This is a genomic window from Curtobacterium sp. PhB190 (genome assembly GCF_004365385.1).
Taxonomy (GTDB): domain Bacteria; phylum Actinomycetota; class Actinomycetes; order Actinomycetales; family Microbacteriaceae; genus Curtobacterium.
In genome coordinates this window covers 509,393-528,504 of record NZ_SODN01000001.1, presented here as the reverse complement: position 1 = coordinate 528,504, position 19,112 = coordinate 509,393, and the positions used below count along the sequence as shown (strand labels likewise).

17 protein-coding genes and 1 tRNA gene are annotated in these 19,112 nt (G+C 71.2%); 14 read left to right on the top strand and 4 right to left on the bottom strand.

The window, feature by feature from the left end:
- Window positions 1–182: 182 nt before the first annotated feature.
- A tRNA-Leu gene (locus tag EDF47_RS02405) sits at window positions 183–268 on the bottom strand.
- A gap of 183 nt (window positions 269–451) precedes the next feature.
- Here EDF47_RS02405 and EDF47_RS02400 point away from each other — a divergent pair.
- From EDF47_RS02400 to mshC, 3 genes are read left to right on the top strand one after another with little or no spacing between them, the layout of a single operon-like run.
- Window positions 452–1,768 (top strand): M20/M25/M40 family metallo-hydrolase, encoded by a 1,317-nt coding sequence (locus EDF47_RS02400; RefSeq protein ID WP_131880150.1) that lies wholly within the window; start codon window positions 452–454, stop codon window positions 1,766–1,768.
- 60 nt (window positions 1,769–1,828) lie between these two features.
- Complete coding sequence (locus tag EDF47_RS02395; protein ID WP_111083996.1) at window positions 1,829–2,659, top strand: undecaprenyl-diphosphate phosphatase; 831 nt, start codon at window positions 1,829–1,831, stop codon at window positions 2,657–2,659.
- A complete protein-coding gene (gene mshC / locus EDF47_RS02390) occupies window positions 2,656–3,900 on the top strand; it encodes a cysteine--1-D-myo-inosityl 2-amino-2-deoxy-alpha-D-glucopyranoside ligase (RefSeq protein WP_123294396.1) in 1,245 nt (414 codons plus the stop codon). The genes EDF47_RS02395 and mshC overlap by 4 nt, the downstream gene beginning before the upstream one ends.
- Before the next feature lie 316 nt (window positions 3,901–4,216).
- Here the strand turns inward: mshC and EDF47_RS02385 are convergent, their stop codons facing one another.
- Window positions 4,217–5,152, bottom strand: coding sequence for a PAC2 family protein (locus tag EDF47_RS02385; protein WP_123312593.1), 936 nt, complete (start codon window positions 5,150–5,152; stop codon window positions 4,217–4,219).
- Between the two features lie 150 nt (window positions 5,153–5,302).
- Here EDF47_RS02385 and EDF47_RS02380 point away from each other — a divergent pair, with 150 nt between their 5' ends.
- The 9 genes from EDF47_RS02380 to EDF47_RS02340 all read left to right on the top strand — a co-directional run bounded on the left by EDF47_RS02380 (window position 5,303) and on the right by EDF47_RS02340 (window position 15,644).
- Entirely contained in the window at window positions 5,303–6,061 is a 759-nt protein-coding gene (locus tag EDF47_RS02380) for an HAD family phosphatase (RefSeq protein WP_243698093.1), read from the top strand.
- Window positions 6,058–7,164 carry a tRNA (adenine-N1)-methyltransferase gene (locus tag EDF47_RS02375; RefSeq protein WP_235035825.1) on the top strand — a complete coding sequence of 369 codons (1,107 nt, stop codon included), beginning with the start codon at window positions 6,058–6,060 and terminating at the stop codon, window positions 7,162–7,164. Before EDF47_RS02380 ends, EDF47_RS02375 begins: the two co-directional genes overlap by 4 nt.
- A 43-nt stretch (window positions 7,165–7,207) precedes the next feature.
- Complete coding sequence (locus EDF47_RS02370; RefSeq protein WP_131880148.1) at window positions 7,208–8,134, top strand: hypothetical protein; 927 nt, start codon at window positions 7,208–7,210, stop codon at window positions 8,132–8,134.
- Between the two features lie 71 nt (window positions 8,135–8,205).
- Window positions 8,206–9,237: a WYL domain-containing protein gene (locus tag EDF47_RS02365; RefSeq protein WP_123294400.1), complete on the top strand. Its 1,032-nt coding sequence runs from the start codon at window positions 8,206–8,208 to the stop codon at window positions 9,235–9,237.
- Entirely contained in the window at window positions 9,230–10,201 is a 972-nt protein-coding gene (locus EDF47_RS02360; RefSeq protein ID WP_123937905.1) for a WYL domain-containing protein, read from the top strand. Before EDF47_RS02365 ends, EDF47_RS02360 begins: the two co-directional genes overlap by 8 nt.
- Window positions 10,202–10,350: 149 nt before the next feature.
- Window positions 10,351–11,103: a twin-arginine translocase subunit TatC gene (gene tatC, locus EDF47_RS02355; protein ID WP_111084003.1), complete on the top strand. Its 753-nt coding sequence runs from the start codon at window positions 10,351–10,353 to the stop codon at window positions 11,101–11,103.
- Window positions 11,100–13,544, top strand: a complete 2,445-nt coding sequence (locus EDF47_RS02350) for a DEAD/DEAH box helicase (RefSeq protein ID WP_123339651.1) — start codon at window positions 11,100–11,102, stop codon at window positions 13,542–13,544. Before tatC ends, EDF47_RS02350 begins: the two co-directional genes overlap by 4 nt.
- Window positions 13,545–13,555: 11 nt before the next feature.
- On the top strand, window positions 13,556–15,148 hold the full coding sequence (lnt, locus tag EDF47_RS02345) for an apolipoprotein N-acyltransferase (RefSeq protein ID WP_243833988.1): 1,593 nt from the start codon (window positions 13,556–13,558) through the stop codon (window positions 15,146–15,148).
- 145 nt (window positions 15,149–15,293) lie between these two features.
- Complete coding sequence (locus tag EDF47_RS02340) at window positions 15,294–15,644, top strand: RNA polymerase-binding protein RbpA (RefSeq protein ID WP_111084006.1); 351 nt, start codon at window positions 15,294–15,296, stop codon at window positions 15,642–15,644.
- 73 nt (window positions 15,645–15,717) lie between these two features.
- On the opposite strand, the gene EDF47_RS02335 is transcribed toward EDF47_RS02340, so the two are convergent.
- Both EDF47_RS02335 and EDF47_RS02330 read right to left on the bottom strand, forming a co-directional pair.
- On the bottom strand, window positions 15,718–16,944 hold the full coding sequence (locus EDF47_RS02335) for an SPFH domain-containing protein (RefSeq protein WP_133936607.1): 1,227 nt from the start codon (window positions 16,942–16,944) through the stop codon (window positions 15,718–15,720).
- Window positions 16,941–17,414 carry an NfeD family protein gene (locus EDF47_RS02330; protein WP_235035827.1) on the bottom strand — a complete coding sequence of 158 codons (474 nt, stop codon included), beginning with the start codon at window positions 17,412–17,414 and terminating at the stop codon, window positions 16,941–16,943. The genes EDF47_RS02335 and EDF47_RS02330 overlap by 4 nt, the downstream gene beginning before the upstream one ends.
- A 154-nt stretch (window positions 17,415–17,568) precedes the next feature.
- Here EDF47_RS02330 and EDF47_RS02325 point away from each other — a divergent pair, with 154 nt between their 5' ends.
- On the top strand, window positions 17,569–18,330 hold the full coding sequence (locus EDF47_RS02325; RefSeq protein WP_133936608.1) for an SDR family oxidoreductase: 762 nt from the start codon (window positions 17,569–17,571) through the stop codon (window positions 18,328–18,330).
- 10 nt (window positions 18,331–18,340) lie between these two features.
- Window positions 18,341–18,796: an NUDIX domain-containing protein gene (locus EDF47_RS02320; protein WP_131880141.1), complete on the top strand. Its 456-nt coding sequence runs from the start codon at window positions 18,341–18,343 to the stop codon at window positions 18,794–18,796.
- Window positions 18,797–19,112: the final 316 nt, after the last annotated feature.

Genomic DNA, 19,112 nt, shown 5'->3' with positions numbered 1-19,112 from the left:
GCAGCGAACTGGCCGTGCCCCCACCCCTGGCCGTGAGCGCAGCGAACTGGCGGGCGGTGGCCGTGAGCGCAGCGAACTGGCCGAGGCGGTGACGCCCTGAGCGCAGCGATGGCGGCACTCGCCGGGAGACGCAACAGAAAATGCCCCCGGACCGAAAGGTCAGGGGGCATTGCATGTTTCTGTGTCCGAAGGGGGACTTGAACCCCCACGCCCTAATACGGGCACTAGCACCTCAAGCTAGCGCGTCTACCAATTCCGCCATCCGGACTGGATGTGTGGCAATTTCCCCGGGTTTCCCCGGCGTCCCTGCCGAGAGAAAACACTAGCACGGGTCTGAACGCCCGATGAACACGGCCGCGCATCCCGGGCGCGTCCAGAGGGCTGGGTACCCGGCGCGTCCTCCGGCGTCACCGGGCCGGGGCGCGTCGGTGCGGACCGATACCGTGGTGGCATGACGAACCCGGAGCCGACCGCGCCCGAGCTCGAGGCCACCGCGGCGATCGCGCGCGACCTCATCCGCATCGACACCACGAACTGGGGCGAGGGGAAGTCGCGCGGCGAGACCGAGGCGGCGCACTACGTCGAGGACAAGTTGCGCGGGCTGGGCCTCGAGCCGCAGCTGTTCGAGTCCGAGCCGGATCGTGTGAGCGTCGTCGCGCGGGTGCCCGGCCGCGATCGTGACAAGCCGGCCCTGGTGGTGCACGGGCACCTCGACGTCGTGCCGGCCGATCCGGCGAACTGGTCGGTCGACCCCTTCGGCGGTGTCGTCAAGGACGGCTCGCTGTGGGGGCGGGGCGCCGTCGACATGAAGAACATGGACGCGATGATGCTCACGTCGCTGTCGGACGTCATCGCGGCGCAGGGGGCTCCCGAGCGCGACTTGGTGATCGCGTACTTCGCCGACGAGGAAGCCGGGGGAGTCCTCGGCTCGCACCACGTCGTCGAGCACCACCCCGAGGTCTTCGCCGGGGCCAGCGCCGCCATCAGCGAGGTGGGCGGGTACTCGATCACCCTCGGCGACCGTCGTGCCTACCTGCTGCAGACGGGCGAGAAGGCGCTGATGTGGATCAAGCTCGTCGCCCGCGGTACGGCTGCGCACGGTTCGCACGTCATCCGCGACAACGCCGTGACGAAGCTCGCCGCGGCGGTCGCCCGGATCGGCAGCGAGGAGTGGCCGGTGCGTCTGTCGGCGACGACGGACGCGATGGTCGCCGAGGTCGCTCGGTTCCTGGGCGTCGACCCGACCGTGACGGGCCCGGACGAGGTCGCGCTCGCCACCGGTTCGGCCTCGCGGTTCATCCACGCCGCACTGCACACCACGACGAACCCGACGGTCCTGACCGCGGGCTACAAGCACAACGTGATCCCGGACACGGCCGAGGCGCTCGTCGACATCCGCTGCCTGCCGGGGGACGAGGAGTCGGTGCTGGCGCGTGTGCGGGAGCTCGCCGGTGACGAGGTCGAGGTCGTGATGTCCTTCCGCGACATCGGTCTCGAGCAGGACTTCGGCGGACCGCTCGTCGACGCCGTCCGCGACGTCCTCGGCCGCCACGACCCGGGAGCCCCGGTGCTGCCGTACCTGCTGTCCGGCGGCACGGACAACAAGGCGCTGTCGACGCTCGGGATCGCCGGGTACGGCTTCGTGCCGCTGCAGCTGCCCGCCGGCGTGGACTTCCCGGCGATGTTCCACGGTGTCGACGAGCGGGTTCCGCTCGACTCGCTGGCCTTCGGTCGGCGTGTTCTCGGGGACCTCCTGGCCACGTACTGATATTGTTCATGGTCGCCTGCGTGGCGGTGTCCTGACCGACCTCCCCCGAAAGGCCCGTGCGTGCACATCCTCGAGGCGATCTTCCTCGGCTTCGTCCAGGGGCTCACCGAGTTCCTGCCGGTGTCCTCCAGCGCGCACCTGCGCATCGTCGGGCTGTTCCTGCCCGACGCGAAGGACCCGGGCGCGGCCTTCACCGCGGTGACGCAGCTCGGCACCGAGACCGCGGTGCTCATCTACTTCTGGAAGGACATCACCCGGATCATCGGGCGGTGGTTCCGCTCCGTGTTCCGGCGCGACGTCCCGAAGGGCGACCCCGACGTGCGCCTCGGGTGGCTCGTGATCCTCGGCACCATCCCGATCGGCATCGCGGGGCTCCTGCTGAAGGACTCCATCGAGACCACGTTCCGCTCGCTCTGGATCGTCGCGATCGTGCTCATCGTCTTCGGCATCGTGCTCGGGGTGCTCGACGTCGTCGGCCGCAAGGAGCGTCGGATCGAGCACATGACCTTCGGTGGCGGCATCCTGATCGGGCTCGCGCAGGTGCTCGCACTCGTCCCCGGGGTCTCCCGCTCCGGCGCGACCGTGTCGATGGGGCTCGCGCTCGGTTACACGCGGCCGGCCGCGGCGCGGTTCGCGTTCCTGCTGGCCGTCCCCGCGGTGTTCCTGTCCGGCCTGTACGAGGCCGCGACGAGCCTCGGCGACCACGGAGCGCCGTTCGGACTCGCCGACACGCTCATCGCGACGGTGGTGGCCTTCGTCGTCGGGTTCGTGGTGATCGCGGCGTTCATGAACTACATCAGCAAGCGCAGCTTCATGCCGTTCGTCGTGTACCGCATCGCACTCGGTATCGTTCTCATCGTGTTGTTGTCGCTCGGAGTGATCCAGCCGTGAGGGCCTGGCAGGCCCCGTCCGTCCCCGACGTCCCCGGCGCAGCGCCGCGGCCCGTCGTGCACGACACCGCCACCGGCAAGCCGGTCGACCCGACGCAGGGCGAGGAGCGCGCTGCGCTGTACGTCTGCGGGATCACCCCGTACGACGCCACCCACCTCGGGCACGCGGCGACCTACCTGGCGTTCGACACGCTCGGCCGCGCGTGGCGCGACGCCGGCCTCGACGTCGAGTACGCGCAGAACGTCACCGACGTCGACGACCCGCTGCTCGAGCGCGCCACCCGCGACGGCGTCGACTGGCGCGAGCTCGCCGCGTCGCAGATCGACCTGTTCCGTCGCGACATGGAGTCGCTGCGGATCCTGCCGCCCGACGACTTCGTGGCCGTCACCGACGAGGTCGACCGCGTCGCCGAGGCCGTTGCGTTCCTGCAGGAGACCGGCTCCGCCTACGAGGTCCCCACCCCGGACGCCGAGGGCGATGACCTGTACTTCGACGTGAACCACCCCACCGACGCGTGGTCGCTCGGCGACGAGAGCGGCCTGGACCGCGAGACCATGCTCACGCTCGCTGCCGAGCGCGGCGGCGACCCGGAGCGACCCGGCAAGCGCGACCCGCTCGACCCGCTGCTCTGGCGTGCGGCCCGCGACGGTGAGCCGAGCTGGGACTCCGAGATCGGCCCCGGCCGGCCCGGCTGGCACATCGAGTGCAGCGTCATCGCCGGCGACCGCCTCGGCCTGCCGATCAGCGTGCAGGGCGGCGGCAGTGACCTCGTCTTCCCGCACCACGAGATGAGCGCGGGACACGCAGCGGCCCTGGCGCACCAGCCCCTGGCACACGCGTTCGTGCACACCGGGATGATCGCCTACCAGGGCACGAAGATTTCGAAGTCGCTCGGCAACCTCGTCACCGTGCGGGGGCTGCTCGACGACGGCGCGGACCCCCGCGCGATCCGGCTCGCGCTGCTGTCGCACAAGTACTCCGACGACTGGGAGTGGTTCGACGCCGAGCTCACGAGTGCCACGACGCGCCTGGCGACCTGGGACGCCTGGGCATCGGGTGCATCCGCCGGGCACGCCGACGATGCGGCCGACGTGGCGTCCCGGATCCGGGCGCGGGTGTCCGACGACCTCGACACGCCGGGTGCGGTCGCCGCGGTCGACACTGCGATCGCCGGGGGCACTGCGTGCACGCCGGAGCTCGCCGACCTGATCGACGCGCTGCTCGGCATCCGTCTGGCCTGAGCTCGGGCCGGCGGCGTCGTTGTCGGCCTGCGTCGACAGGTGACGACACGTCGTGTGCCGGTCGCCGTTCGGTCAGGAACTGTCGCCTGAGCGAGCGGCAACCGACAATTCGCGACCACCCTGCGGAGGTGAGCGGGCTGCCGTGACCGTTCGCGACCCCCGGACGGGAGGCCCGTGGCGGACCCGCCCCGTGCCTCCCGTCCGCCGTGCGGTCGCAACACGTCGCGTGCGTGCCGGCGACAGGTCACGAACTGTCGCCGAGGCTGGCGGCAGCCGACAGTCCGCGACCTCTCGGCGGAACCGAGCGGGGTGTCGGCTACTGCTGGGGCGGCTGCGGGGGCCGCCAGGGCCCCTCGCCACCAGCGGTACCGCCGTCCTTGCCGTCCTTGTGCTCGCGGCGCCGCAGGTACTGCTCGAACTCCTGCGCGATCGCGTCGCCCGAGGCCTCGGGGGAGTCGACGGTGTCGCGGGCCTGCTCGAGCTGCCCGATGTACGAGGCCATGTCCTCGTCGTCGGCAGCGAGGGCGTCGATGCCGTCCTCCCACTCGGTGGCGTCGTCGAGCAGGGTGCCACGGGGCACGGTGACGTCGGTGAGCTCCTCGATCTTGTCGAGCAGCGAGAGGGTGGCCTTGGGCGACGGCGAGTTGTGCACGTAGTGCGGGACCGAGGCCCAGAGCGACAGCGTGGTCAGCCCGGCCTTGTCCATCGCGTCGGCCAGGACGCCGAGGATGCCGGTCGGACCCTCGTACGAGGACTTGTCGACGTCGAACGCGGTGCGGACGCCTGCGTTCTCGCTCGAGACGAAGACCGAGATCGGTCGGGTGTGCGGCACGTCGGCCAGCATCGCGCCGACGAAGACGACGGCGTCGATCGAGTACACGTCGGCGAGGTCGATGATCTCGGCGCAGAAGCCGCGCCAGGTGCGGGAGGGCTCCGGACCGACGAGGACGAACACGTCGCGGTCGGTCGGGGAGCCGGTGGCGCCGATGACCGGACGGCCCTCGGCCCCGGGGCCGTGCAGCACGATGCGGGGCCACTGCACCCCGCGGGCGCCGGTCTCGTCGGATCCCATGGTCGGACGGTTGAACTGGTAGTCGACGTACCGCTCCCCGTCGAGCTCGCGCAGCTCGTCGAGCCCGAGGGACTCGACGATGCGGCGGGCGAGTCCGCTCGCGGCTTCGCCGGCGTCGTTCCAGCCCTCGAAGGCGACGACGAGCAACCGGCCGTCGCTGAAGGGGGAGTGCTGTGGCACGGAGCGGACCTCCTGGTGGTGGAGCGGAGCGGGGCGGGCACGACGAGGCACCCGGCCGGACACGATGCAGGCATCCACTGTAGGCCCCGGCGACGCCCGCGGGCATGCCCGTCCGCGCCCAGCGGAACGGCCCCGGTAGACTCGTCGCCCGTGACCGCGCATCCTCCTGCCCTCGTCCCGCCCGCAGCCGTGCTGTGGGACATGGACGGCACGATCATCGACACCGAGCCGATCTGGCAGCGCTCCCAGGTCGACCTGACGAACCGCTACGGCGCCGAGTGGACCCACGAGGACGGCCTGTCCCTGGTCGGCTCCGGCCTCGAGCGCTCCGGCGAGCTCCTGCGCGCCAAGGGCGTCGACATGGAGGTCGAGGAGATCATCCAGTGGATGACCGAATACGTGATGGAGCACCTGCGCGCAGGTGAGCTGCCGTGGCGCCCGGGTGCCCGCGAACTCGTCGAGGAGCTCCACGCCCGCGGCATCCCCACCGCGCTGGTGACGATGTCCCGCCGCAAGATGGCACTCGTCGCCGCCGAGGCACTGGGCGAGCGCGGGTTCCGCGTCGTCGTGGCCGGTGACGACGTCGACCGTCCGAAGCCGTACCCGGACGCCTACCTCTCCGCCGCCGCCCAGCTCGGCGTCGAGCCGACCGCGTGCGTCGCGATCGAGGACTCCGCCACCGGCGTCGCCTCGGCCGTCGCCTCCGGCGCCGTCACGGTCGCCGTCGAGCACATCGTCCCGCTGTCCGAGATCGCCGGCGGTGACGTGCACCTGACCACCCTGTCGGGTGTCGACGTCGACCGCCTGGTCGAGTTGACGGGGCCGGCGCTGGCCGCGCGCGCTGCCGTGACGGGAGGCCCGGCTCCTGACCCGGCGCACGCTGCGGACACCGAGGGAGTCACCCGATGAGCCACACCGACGACCCGACAGCGGCCCTGCCGCACACCGCCGGTGGCGCGCCCCACACGCCGCCGCGTGGCCCGTTCCGGGCCGGCGACCGAGTGCAGCTCACCGGCCCGAAGGGCAAGCTCACGACGCTGTCCCTCGAGACCGCCGGCGAGTACCACACGCACCGCGGGGTCCTGCGGCACGACGACGTCATCGGCCAGCCCGACGGCTCGGTGATCCGGGCCAGCACGGGCGACGAGTACCTCGCGCTCCGTCCGCTGCTCAACGACTACGTGATGTCGATGCCGCGCGGTGCCGCCATCGTCTACCCGAAGGACGCCGCCCAGATCGTGGCGTTCGCGGACGTCTTCCCGGGCGCCCGGGTGGTCGAGGCCGGCGTCGGTTCCGGTGCCCTCTCCCTGTTCCTGCTGCGGGCGATCGGTCCGACGGGGCAGCTGCAGTCCTTCGAGCGTCGCGAGGAGTTCGCCGCGATCGCACAGGGCAACGTCGGCACGTTCCTCGGCGCCGTCCCGGACAACTGGTCGGTGACCGTCGGAGACCTGGTCGAGGAGCTGCCCGGCGCCGTCGACGAGCAGAGTGTCGACCGCGTGGTGCTCGACATGCTCGCGCCGTGGGAGTGCGTCGACGCCGCAGCCGACGCCCTCGTGCCCGGCGGACTCATCGTCTGCTACGTCGCGACCGTCACCCAGCTGTCCCGCACTGCCGAGGCCCTGCGCGACACCGGCCGCTTCACCGACCCGATGCCGAGCGAGACCCTGGTGCGCACCTGGCACGTCGAGGGGCTCGCCGTCCGACCGGACCACCGCATGGTCGGGCACACCGGGTTCCTCATCACGGCCCGTCGTCTCGCCGACGGCACCGTCCTGCCGAACCTGAAGCGCCGCGCGGGCAAGGTCGAGTTCTCCGACGAGGACATCGAAGCCTGGACCCCCGGCGCCGTGGGCGAGCGCGCGACGAGCGACAAGAAGCTCCGCAAGGTCGCACGGCAGTCGGCGGCACAGGCCCGCAAGGTCGCCGCTGCCGAGGCCGGGTCCGCAGCAGCCGCTGCCGAGGGGTCCGAGCCCGTCAGCGACGCGTCCGAGCCGACCGACGGCGAACGGTAGGCTGACGGTCGTGCTCGTCCTGCATCGAACGGAAAGAGGGTCCGTGCGCACCATCCCCGCACTCCTGGTCACCATCGGTCTCGTGGCGTCGCTCACGGCGTGCGCCTCGAACGGCGCCGGCACCACCCCCTCGAGCTGCGCCGCACCCGGTGCGGCGTCCGAAGCGGTGACGGCCACCGGCGCGTTCGGCAAGGAGCCGAAGGTGTCGATCCCGAGCGGACTCACCACGAAGGGCACGCAGGTCTCCGTCCTGAAGCAGGGCGACGGCCGCACGATCGACGACGGCACCCCCGTCCTGATCGAGTACACGCTCGTCGACGGCGCCACCGGCGAGGTCGCGCAGACCAGCGGGTACTCCGGGCAGACGGCTCCGATCACCGCCGGTGCGAGCAACTACGGCGCCCTCGGCGAGTCGCTCGAGTGCGCGCAGGTCGGCGACCGCCTGGCCGTCGCGCTGCCGAAGAGCGCCCTCAGCAGCTCGGACACCAGCGCGACCACCGACAGCGGCTCGTCGGCGAAGACCGAGGACGCCGTCATCGCCGTCATCGACGTCAAGCGGGCCTTCGACGCCCGCGCGACCGGCACCCCGCAGCTCGCTGGCGACAAGATGCCCGCCGTCGTGCTCGCACCGTCCGGCGCCCCCGGCATCACGATCCCGTCGTGGAACGCGCCGAAGTCGAACGAGACGCACCTGCTCCGCAAGGGGTCCGGTCGCGTGCTCACCGCCAAGGACACCGCGGTCATCAAGTACACCGCCGTGACGTGGGGCGCTGACCCGTCCGTGGCCGGCTCCAGCTGGACCGACGGCTCGGGCGCGCAGACCGTGCCGCTCACCAAGGGCCAGGTCGACGAGGGCGTGCGGAACGCCATCGTCGGGCACCACGTCGGCGACCAGGTCCTGGCCGTCGTGAACCAGCAGGGCACCGCCTACGCGTACGTCATCGACGTGCTCGGAGCGATGTCGAGCTGACGCTCCCACACCGTCCACCGACCGCGGCGCGGGTGCACTCCGGTGCACCCGCGCTGCCGTAGGATCGCCTCGTGCCAGCGACCCGTGTGCCCCGTGTGCCCGCAGAGGAGCGGCTGTTCAGCCTCGTGCTCGCGCTGCTCTCGACGGAGTCCGGGCTGACCAAGGCGGAGATCCTGACCAACGTGCAGGGCTACCGCCAGCGGTTCACACCGGGTGGGGACAACGCCTCGCTCGAGCGGCAGTTCGAGCGCGACAAGGACGACGTCCGCGAGCTCGGCATCCCGCTCGAGACCATCGAGACACCGGGCGCCGCCGGCAACAACCAGACGCTGCGCTACCGGATCCCGAAGGGCGAGTACGACCTGCCCGTCGACGTCCGCTTCACCCCGGACGAGTCGGCCCTGCTGTCGCTGGCCGCCATGGCCTGGCGCGAAGGCGCGCTGTCCGCTGACTCGCGTCGCGGGCTGCTGAAGGTCCGGTCCGCGGGTTCCGAGGACGACGACGGCGCACTCCAGCTCGGCGTCGACGCGTACGCCCCGCGGCTCCGAGCACGCGACGCGGCGTTCGAGCCGCTCCGCTCCGCCCTCGACCGCGGTGCCGCCGTCCGGTTCGACTACATCACGCCGGGCCAGCACGAGGCCCGTCGTCGCGAGCTCGCCCCGCTCGCCCTGGTGCAGCACGGCGGCCGCTGGATGCTCGCCGCCCACGAGTTCGCCACGGACTCGGACAAGAACTACCTGCTCTCACGCATCGTCGGACCCGTCACGCAGTACGACGTCGGGCAGCACACCGCCCCGGTGGGCGCGGGGGAGCGCACGCTCGCCGAACTCGAACGGATCTGGTCAGCCCGCACGGCGCGCATCGCGGTGACCCCCGGCTCCGACGCCGAGCGGCGGCTCGCCCGCCGTCGTGACACCGAGACCGACGCCGACGGCGCACTCGTGCTGCACCACGTCGACCCGCAGATCCTGGCTGAGGAACTCGCCGCCTTCGGACCCGAGGTCCGGGTGCTCGAGCCGGAGGACCTGCGGCTGCGCGTCGTCGAGCGGCTCCGTGCGCTCGTGCGCGACCACAGCGACGGAGAGGAGTCCGCCCGTGGCTGACGCCCAACCCCTGCAGGCGCAGGACAAGCTCGCCTTCCTGCTCGCCCTGGTGCCGTACCTGATCGACCGCGAGCGCGTCTCCGTGGCCGAGGCCGCGCGCCACTTCGGCGTCCCCGAGGCCCGCATCCGCCGCGCCGTCGAGCTCATCGCGGTGTCGGGGGTCCCCGGCGAGACGATGCAGTACCAGCACGGCGACCTGTTCGACATCGCCTGGGACGACTTCGACCAGAACGAGATGATCGTCCTCACGAACCTCGTCGCCATCGACGACTCGCCCCGACTGTCCGCGCGAGAGGCTTCGGCGCTCATCGCCGGGCTGCAGTACCTCTCCGCGCTGCCCGAGGCCGCTGACCGCGACGCCATCCGAGCACTCATGGCGAAGCTGTCGCGCGGTGCCGGCGGTGCCGCCTCGACGGTGGCCGTGGGGCAGGACCTGCACGACGTCGCCCTCGCCACGATCCGTCGTGCGATGGCCGGCGGCCGCGGGTTGTCCTTCGAGTACGCCGGTCCGCGCACCCAGGGCGGCACCCGCCGGGTCGACCCGCTCCGCGTCGAGTCGATCGACACCGACTGGTACCTCCGCGCCTGGGACCTCGACCGGCAGGCGCTCCGGACCTTCCGCCTCGACCGGATGTCCGGTGCACGCGTCGACGACCGTGCGGTGGAGAAGTCGGCGGACCAGGTGGTGATCCCGGACACGCTGTTCCAGCAGTCGGCAGAGGACGTCATCGTCACCGTCGAACTCGACTCGTCGTCGCTGCCGCTCGTGGCCGACTTCCTCGCCGACACCGCGGACGCCCCCGACGCCGAGGCGCGTGTACGCATCCGGCTCGCGGCGTCGAACGGCTTCGACGGCGTGGTCCGGCTCGTCGCTGGGCTGCCCGGCCGCGCCGTGGTGCTCGACCCGCCCGCCGCGCGGGACGCGGTGCGCGACTTCGCCGCCGCCGCCCTCGCCGCCGGCTGACCGGGCCGGCTGGCCGCCTCTGCATGTGCGTTCGCACGGAGCGCGCCGAACTGTCGGTCCCCACCCCGTAGGATCGACCCATGGCTTCGACGACCGCGCGCGGGCGAGCGAGGCGGCAAGGGCGCCGTGACAACGACGCCGAAGGCCGCATGTCGCTCGGGCAGCACCTCATCGAGCTGCGCAACCGCCTGTTCCGCGCAGTGATCGCCGTGGTCATCGCCGCGGTCGGTGGATGGTTCCTGACCCCGTTCGTGCTGGACTCGCTCCGGGCACCGGTGGCCGAGCTCGCCAAGGTCGGCGGGCACACGGCCGAGCTGAACTTCCCGATGATCACGGGCGCGTTCGACCTCAAGCTGCAGATCGCGATCACGATCGGCATCGTCATCGCCAGCCCGGTGTGGCTCTACCAGATCTGGGCGTTCATCGTGCCCGCCCTGGTCCGGCGCGAGAAGCAGTACGTGTGGGGCTTCCTCGGCACCGCGATCCCGCTGTTCTTCGCCGGGTGCTACTTCGGGTGGTACATCCTGCCCCACGTGGTCGGCATCCTCGGCAGCTTCGTGTCGAGCCAGGACACCTCGATCGTCGACGCGAAGGCGTACTACGACTTCGTCATCAAGCTCATCGTCGCGGTCGGCATCGCGTTCGTGCTGCCGGTCTTCATCGTGCTGCTGAACTTCGTCGGCGTCCTGTCGGCGGCGGCGATCATCAAGTCCTGGCGCATCGCGATCCTGTGCATCCTGGTCTTCTGCGCGATCGTCACGCCGAGCGCCGACGTCATCTCGATGTTCCTGCTGGCCGTCCCGATGGTGGTGCTCTACATCGCCGCGTGCGTCGTGGCCTGGTTCCACGACCGCAGGGTGGCGAAGAAGCAGGCCAAGCTCGACGAAGAGTACGGCCTGTGACGGGCGCGGACCTCAGCGCGGCCGAGCGCTTCGCCGCCGCCAAGGTCCGGAACCGCTCCCGCAACCTGGAGCTGTTCCGCGCCGACCTGCGCTTCGACCTCGACCCGTTCCAGTTCGCCGCGTGCGACGCCCTCGACCAGGGCCGCAGCGTCCTCGTGGCCGCGCCGACCGGTGCCGGCAAGACGATCGTGGCCGAGTTCGCGATCTGGCTGGCGATGCGGCAGCCGACGGCGAAGGTGTTCTACACGACGCCGATGAAGGCCCTGAGCAACCAGAAGTACGCCGAGCTGGTCGAGGTCTACGGCGAGTCCGAGGTGGGCCTGCTCACCGGTGACACGAACGTGAACCCGCGGGCGCGGGTCGTCGTGATGACGACCGAGGTCCTGCGGAACATGATCTACGCCGACTCCGACCTGCTCGACGACCTGGCCTGGGTCGTCCTCGACGAGGTCCACTACCTGGCCGACCGGTTCCGCGGTGCGGTGTGGGAAGAAGTGATCCTGCACCTGCCGACCGAGGTCCGGCTGGTCTCGCTCAGCGCGACGGTGTCCAACGCGGAGGAGTTCGGCGACTGGCTGCAGGCCGTCCGCGGGGACACCGACGTCATCGTGTCGGAAGACCGCCCGGTCCCGCTCGAGCAGCACGTCCTGGTCGGTTCGAAGATGGTCGACCTGTTCGACTCCAGCGGTGCGGCGGCGACGAACCGCGTCAACCCGGAACTGCTCCGCATGGTCGGCGGTGCCTCGCGCAGCGAACGGCACGGCGGCGGCCACCGTGGCGGACGAGGGCGTGGGGGATACCACGACCGCCGTGGGCCGCGTACCGAGAAACTGCACCGCGAACGCATCGCACACATGCTCGACGAGCGGATGCTGTTGCCCGCGATCTTCTTCGTGTTCAGCCGCGCCGGGTGCGACCAGGGCGTCCGCAACGTCCTGCGCTCCGGCCTGTCGCTCACCACGGTCCCGGAGCGCAACGAGATCCGCGAGACCGCGGAGTACCACTGCCGCACCCTGCCGGACGAGGACCTCGCCGTCCTCGGTTACTGGGAGTTCCTCGAGGGCCTGGAGCGCGGGGTCGCCGCGCACCACGCCGGCATGCTCCCCGCGTTCAAGGAAGTGGTCGAGAACCTCTTCCAACGCAAGCTGCTCAAGGTGGTGTTCGCCACCGAGACCCTCGCGCTCGGTGTGAACATGCCCGCACGCACGGTGGTGCTCGAGAAGCTCGAGAAGTTCAACGGCGAGGCCCGTGTCCCGATCACCCCGGGGGAGTACACCCAGCTCACCGGGCGTGCCGGACGCCGTGGCATCGACGTCGAGGGGCACTCGGTCATCCAGTGGACCGACGGCCTCGACCCGCAGGCCGTCGCCTCGCTCGCCAGCCGACGCACCTACCCGCTGAACTCGTCGTTCAAGCCGACGTACAACATGGCCGTCAACCTGATCGACCAGTTCGGGCGGCAGCGCACGCGTGAGGTCCTCGAGACCTCGTTCGCGCAGTTCCAGGCCGACCGGTCCGTGGTCGACCTGGCCCGCAAGGTCCGCTCGCAGCAGGAGTCCCTCGAGGGCTACCGCGAGGCCATGCAGTGCCACCTCGGCGACTTCACCGAGTACTCGACGCTCCGCCGCGAGCTCTCCGACCTCGAGCGCACGAACGTGCCCGGTGGGCGCGAGGCCTCGCACGGCGCACGGCAGGAACGGCAGGCCGCGATCACGGCGGTCCGTCGCCAGATGCAGCGGCACCCCTGCCACGCCTGCCCCGACCGCGAGGCGCACGCCCGTTGGGCGGAGCGCTGGTGGAAGCTCAAGCGCGTCAACGACAAGCTGCTCCAGCAGATCCGGTCCCGCACCGGTGCCGTGGCGACCACGTTCGACCGGGTCACCGACGTGCTCCTGCAGCTCGGCTACCTCGTCGACGCCGGCAACGGCGAGGCCACCGTGGCCGCTGGTGGTCGCCGCCTGCAGCGCATCTACGGTGACCGCGACCTGCTCGTCGCCGAGTGCCTCGAGGCGGGCGTCTGGAAGGACCTCACCCCGGCGCAGCTCGCCGCGATGGCCGCCACGATCATCTACCAGCCCCGCCGCGACGACGCCCCCGGCACCGAGCACGCACTGCCGCGCGGCGCGTTCCGTCCGGCGCTCGACGAGACCCTGACGATCTGGTCGCGCCTCGACGACATCGAGCGCGACGCCCGTCTGGCCGGTTCGGTGCCGCCCACCCCGGCGATGGCGGTCGGCATGTTCCGCTGGGCCTCCGGCTCGGCCCTCGACGACGTCCTCCGCACCCTCGACCTGCCCGCCGGCGACTTCGTCCGCTGGTCGAAGCAGGTCATCGACCTGCTCGACCAGATCCGGAACGCCGGTGACGACGACCTCGCCCAGACCGCCCGACGTGCGACCGACGCGGTGCGCCGCGGCATCGTCGCCTACGCCGCGGTCTGACAGGAGGCACGGTGCGGGTTCCGGAGACCGGTGTGCGCGGGGTGCCCGCGCGCGTGGGCCGCGGTGCGGTCGCGGACGGCCCGTTCGCGGCGCTCCCGCTGGGCAGCGCGCTGCCCCTGGCCGTCATCGGCGGGGTGCTCTTCGCGCTCGCGTTCCCGTCGCCCGGCTGGTGGTTCCTGGCCTTCCCGGCGCTCGCGTGCATGCTGCTCGCCGCGATGGGCCAGCGTGCCCGCAGGGCCGCGTGGCTCGGCTACGTGGCCGGTGCCGCGTTCTGGATCCCGGCCATCTCGTGGGCTGGGCGCTACCTGGGACCCGTCCCGTGGTTCGCACTGGCGTTGTTGGAGGCGGCGTTCTTCGCCCTCGGCAGCGTCGCGATCGCCCTCGCGTACCGCTGGGTCGCGCGCGTGGTGCCCTCGACCGCCGGACGCGTGTGGGGCCTCCCGGCCGTGGTCGCCGCACTGTGGACCGGACGCGAGTGGTTCTCCGGGAGCTGGCCGTACGGCGGCTTCGCCTGGGGGCGCGTCGGCCTGTCGCAGTCGCAGGGTCCGTTCACCCACCTGGCCGCGTACGTCGGCGTCCTCGGGGTGACGTTCGTGGTCGTCTACTGCGTCGCGGTCGTCGTGTCGCTCGCCCTCGTGTCCCCGCGGGCGCCGGGCGCGACCCTGCGGCTGCCGGTCCGGGTCGCGACGGCCGGGTTGCTGGTCGCCGCCGTGCTGGCGGTGCCGGCCTGGCCGACCGCGACCTCCGGCACCATCCGGATCGAGTCGGTGCAGGGCAACGGGCCGGCCGGGTACTTCGACCGTGCGGCGCCGGGCGAGGTCCTGGCGGCGCAGGTCGCGGCGACCGACGTCGATGCGAAGGGCGTCGACCTCGTCGTGTGGCCCGAGGCCTCCGCCGAGTTCGACCCGCGCCAGCAGCCCGTGATCGCGTCGTCGCTCGACGCCGTCGTCGACTCGGTCGGTGCGTCGCTGGTCGCCGGAGCCATCACGCAGACGCCGTCCGGGGTGCTGCACAACACGTCGTTCGTGTGGACCGCCGACGGCTGGCAGTCGTCCTACGACAAGAAGCGCCCGGTGCCCTTCGGCGAGTACGTGCCGGACCGGTGGTTCTTCTCGAAGCTCGCGCCGTCCCTGATCGGCCTGCTGCAGCGCGACTACACGCCGGGGACGAAACCGAACGTCCTGCCGGTGGCGGGGATCAAGGCGGGCATCGCGATCTGCTTCGACATCGTCGACGACGGGCTGACCCGCGACATGGTGCGCGGGGGAGCGCAGGTGATCCTCGCGCAGACGAACAACGCGGACTTCTCCGGCACCGACGAGAACCTGCAGCAACTCGAGATCGCACGGATGCGGGCGATCGAGACCGGTCGGTCCCTCGTCAACATCTCGACCGTCGGCGCCTCGCAGGTCATCGACCCGTCCGGACGCACCATCGACCGGGTCCCCGAGTACACCGCGACCTCGATGGTGACCGACGTGCCGCTCGGTACCTCGACGACTCCGGCGTCGCTCGCTTCGGGGTCGATCGCGTTGTTCCTGTCGCTCGGCGGACTCCTCGTGCTGCTCGCCTGCGCACCGTGGGGACGCCGCAACCGCTCCTGATCCGCCGCCGCGTCCCTGTCCGTCCGAGGCTGTGATCCTGTGCATCGGGGCCACGCACTGGGAACGGACTGTGAATGCGCCCAGTCGGGAACGACGGGGCGTGGGACAGTGTTGTGGAGGGCAGACGAGCGAGAGGAGCACACACATGGCTGATCGGAGTCTCCGCGGCATGCGGCTCGGGAGTCAGAGTCTCCAGAGCGAAGAGGGCGTCGAGCTCTCGGACCGCAAGCGCGCGGTCTACCAGACCGATTCGGGGGAGACCTTCGACATCGTCTTCTCCGCTGACGCAGACGTGCCCCAGACCTGGTCGGAGCCACGCTCCGGCCGCGAAGGACGCCTGCTCGGTGACGACGGCATCCCCGTCGAGGTCGCAGCAGAGGACGTCAAGGCGCCCCGCACCCACTGGGACATGCTGCTCGAGCGTCGCTCGCGCGAGGAACTCGAGGAGCTCCTCGAGGAGCGCCTGCAGGTCCTCCGTGCACGACGCGGTGCCTGACACCACCACCTGACGAACGACGATGCCCGCCCCGGTTCCCCGGGGCGGGCATCGTCGTTCGTGGTGGTGCGGGTCAGCGTCGGCCGGAGCCGTCGCTGGTGCGGTGTCCCGACGCTTCGTCGTTCGGGTGCTGCGCGGCGTCGGTCTGCGGGGCCGGTGCGTCGTCGACCTTCTCGGCGGTCGCGTCGTCGGCGGCTGCGAGGTGCGCGTCGACGCTCCGGTTCGACTCGGCCAGTCGTGCGTCGAGGTCGGACTCGGGGACGATGTCCGCGGCGGTGGCGTCCGCACGCGGCATGGTCGTGCCGGCGGACCCGGCAGCGGCGGTGTTCGCCAGGCTCTCGTTCGCGAGCTTGGAGATGCGGGAGAGGAAGTCCCCGCCCGAGCCGGCGCCGGCGACCGGGCCGCTGCCACTGCGTCCGCCGGAGAAGCCCTTCGCGATGCCGGACAGTGCCTCGGTGAACTCGCTCGGGATCATCCAGAGCTTGTTCGCGGTGCCCTCGGCGATCTTCGGGAGCATCTGCAGGTACTGGTACGAGAGCAGCTTGTCGTCGGGGTCACCGGTGTGGATGGCCTCGAAGACCGTGGCGATGGCGGAGGCTTCACCCTCGGCGCGGAGCACCTGGGCCTTGGCGTCACCCTCGGCCGCGAGGATGGCGGCCTGCCGCTGCCCCTCGGCCTCGAGGATCTGCGACTGCTTGGTGCCCTCGGCCTGCAGGATCGCGGCACGACGGCTCCGCTCGGCACGCAGCTGCTGCTCCATGGCGTCCTGGATGGACACGGGCGGCTCGATCGCCTTGAGCTCGACACGGCCGACGCGGATGCCCCACTTGCCGGTCGCTTCGTCGAGCACGACCCGGAGCTGACCGTTGATGTTGTCGCGGCTGGTCAGGGCCTCTTCGAGGTTGAGGCCACCGACGACGTTGCGGAGCGTGGTGGTGGTGAGCTGCTCGACGGCGCCGAGGTAGTTCGCGATCTCGTACGTCGCCGCGCGGGCGTCGGTGACCTGGAAGTACACGACGGTGTCGATGGAGACCACGAGGTTGTCCTCGGTGATCACCGGCTGCGGCGGGAACGACACGACCTGCTCACGCATGTCGAGCAGGGGCCGCAGGCGGTCGATGAACGGCACGAGCAGGTTCAGGCCCGGCGAGAGCGTCTTGTGGTACTTGCCGAGGCGTTCCACGATGCCCGCGGTGGCCTGCGGGACGATGCGGATCGCCTTGGCCAGGACGACGATCACGAAGATGACGACGACGAGGATCAGGACGAGCAGTGCGATCGTCCCGGGTGTGATGGTCACGAGGTGGCCCTTTCTGCGAGGCGCACGACCGCGGTCGACCCCTCGATCGACTCGACGACCACGGGGGTGCCGAGTGGCGGTGTGCGGTCGATGGCGCCCACGGCGAACCGCGCGCTCCAGGTCTCGCCGTTGGCCAGGCGGACCTGACCGGGAGCAGATGATGTGAACGCGACGGCGACGGTGCCGGGGAGCCCGATGAGCCCCTCGATGTTCGTGCGGTGCGGGTCGGCGCCTCGGCCGAGCATGAGCAGCAGGCGCGGTCGCACGAGCGACAGCAGCACGAGCGCGAGCACGGCGGAGATGATGGCGGACAGCCACCACGGGGCGCCGAGCAAGGCGGCGATCAACCCACCGGCGGCTCCGGCCGCGAGCATGATGAAGATGAAGTCGAGGGTGAAGATCTCGACCACTCCCAGCAGCAACACGAGTCCGATCCAGACGATGGTCTGGATCCAATCGATTCCGTTCACGCGATCTCCCTCCCTCGGTCGCGCGCCGTGGCTCGCAGCGTCGCGACGGCCGGTACAACTCCGTTCAACATATCAGGAGGGTCGGTCGGCCGTGCAGGCGATTGGTAGGCTCGATGCGGCCGACCGGCCGGAACACGACCTGGAGAACACGACTGTGAGCAACCCCCTCGCCCCCGGATCCCTCACCGACACGCGCGCCGTCGTCACCGGCTCGTCGCGCGGCATCGGCGCCGACACCGTCGGGTACCTGGCCGAGGCCGGCGCCAAGGTCGTCGTGAACTACCGCAACAAGGCCAAGCGCGCCGAGCAGATCGCCGAGAAGGTCGTCGCAGCCGGTGGCTCCGCCCTGGCGATCGGCGCCGACCTGACCGACCACGAGTCGGTGCAGGCGCTCGTCGACACCGTCGTGCAGGAGTGGGGCGGCATCGACCTGCTCGTCCTGAACGCCTCGGGCGGCATGGAGTCCGGCCTCGGCGAGGACTACGCGCTCCGCCTGAACCGCGACGCGCAGGTCGACATGCTCCAGACCGCCGTGCCGCACATGCCCGCCGGGTCGCGCGTCGTCTTCGTCACGAGCCACCAGGCCCACTTCGTCGAGACCGCCGAGACGATGGACGAGTACGTTCCCGTCGCCAAGAGCAAGCGCGCCGGCGAACTCGCCCTGCGTGAGCTCATCCCGCAGCTCGAGGCCGCCGGCATCGAGTTCGTCGTCGTCTCCGGCGACATGATCGAGGGCACGATCACCGCGACCCTGCTGAACCGCCTGAACCCCGGCGCGATCGAGGGCCGCCGGCAAGAGGTCGGCAAGCTCTACAGCGTGTCGGAGTTCGCGGCCGAGATCGCCCTCGCCGCGATCGATCCGATCCCCGCCGACCACACCAAGCTCGTCGGCGACGTCAGCGGCTTCGTCGGCTAGCGTCGGGCGGGTGACTGCCAAGCCCGGCCTGCGCCGAACCTCCCGCATCATCCTGCTCGACCCCGAGGGTCGCGTGTTCCTGATGGACACGAACTCGCCGTCGTCGGACGGCGCGCACCGGTGGATCACGCCGGGTGGCGGGGTCGACCCCGGCGAGGACCACCGCGACGCGGCGATCCGCGAGCTGCGCGAGGAGACCGGCATCGTCATCGACGACCCGGGCGAGCCGGTCTGGTCCTGGGACTTCACCGTCGAGTGGGACCTTGCCGACCACGACCGCGGCCACAGCGAGTTCTACGTCGTGCGCACCCCGGGCTTCGAGTTGTCGGACGCCGAGTGGACCGACGACGAGCGGGTCGACATCCTCGCGTCGCGCTGGTGGACTGCCGACGAGCTCGACGCCACCGACGAGCCGTTCGAACCGGCGGAGCTGCCGGAGCTGGTGCGTCGGTTCGCCGTGAGCTGACCCGGCCGTCGTCTGACCCGGCCGTCGTCTGCACGGTGCCGGGTCCGTCGGCCGGTGCGGGGTTGGTGGTGTGGTGCGCGCTTGTGGCGCTGCACAGTGCGTGGAACCGCGCACGGGGTGAGAAGGTCCGCACGGTGCTGACGGGAGGCCCGGTGCGGGCCTGACCCGTGCCTCCCGTCCGGTGGTGGGTTGCGTCCAACGCACGGTGCCGGCTCCGTCGGCCGGTGCGGGGTTGGTGGCGTGGTGCGCGCTTGTGGCGCTGCACGGTGCGTGGAACCGCGCACGGGGTGAGAAGGTCCGCACGGTGCTGACGGGA

Coding starts and splice junctions, on each gene's coding strand:
- EDF47_RS02400 (WP_131880150.1), top strand. CDS start 452: ATGACGAACCCGGAGCCGACCGCGCCCGAGCTCGAGGCCACCGCGGCG.
- EDF47_RS02375 (WP_235035825.1), top strand. CDS start 6,058: ATGAGCCACACCGACGACCCGACAGCGGCCCTGCCGCACACCGCCGGT.
- tatC (WP_111084003.1), top strand. CDS start 10,351: ATGTCGCTCGGGCAGCACCTCATCGAGCTGCGCAACCGCCTGTTCCGC.
- EDF47_RS02340 (WP_111084006.1), top strand. CDS start 15,294: ATGGCTGATCGGAGTCTCCGCGGCATGCGGCTCGGGAGTCAGAGTCTC.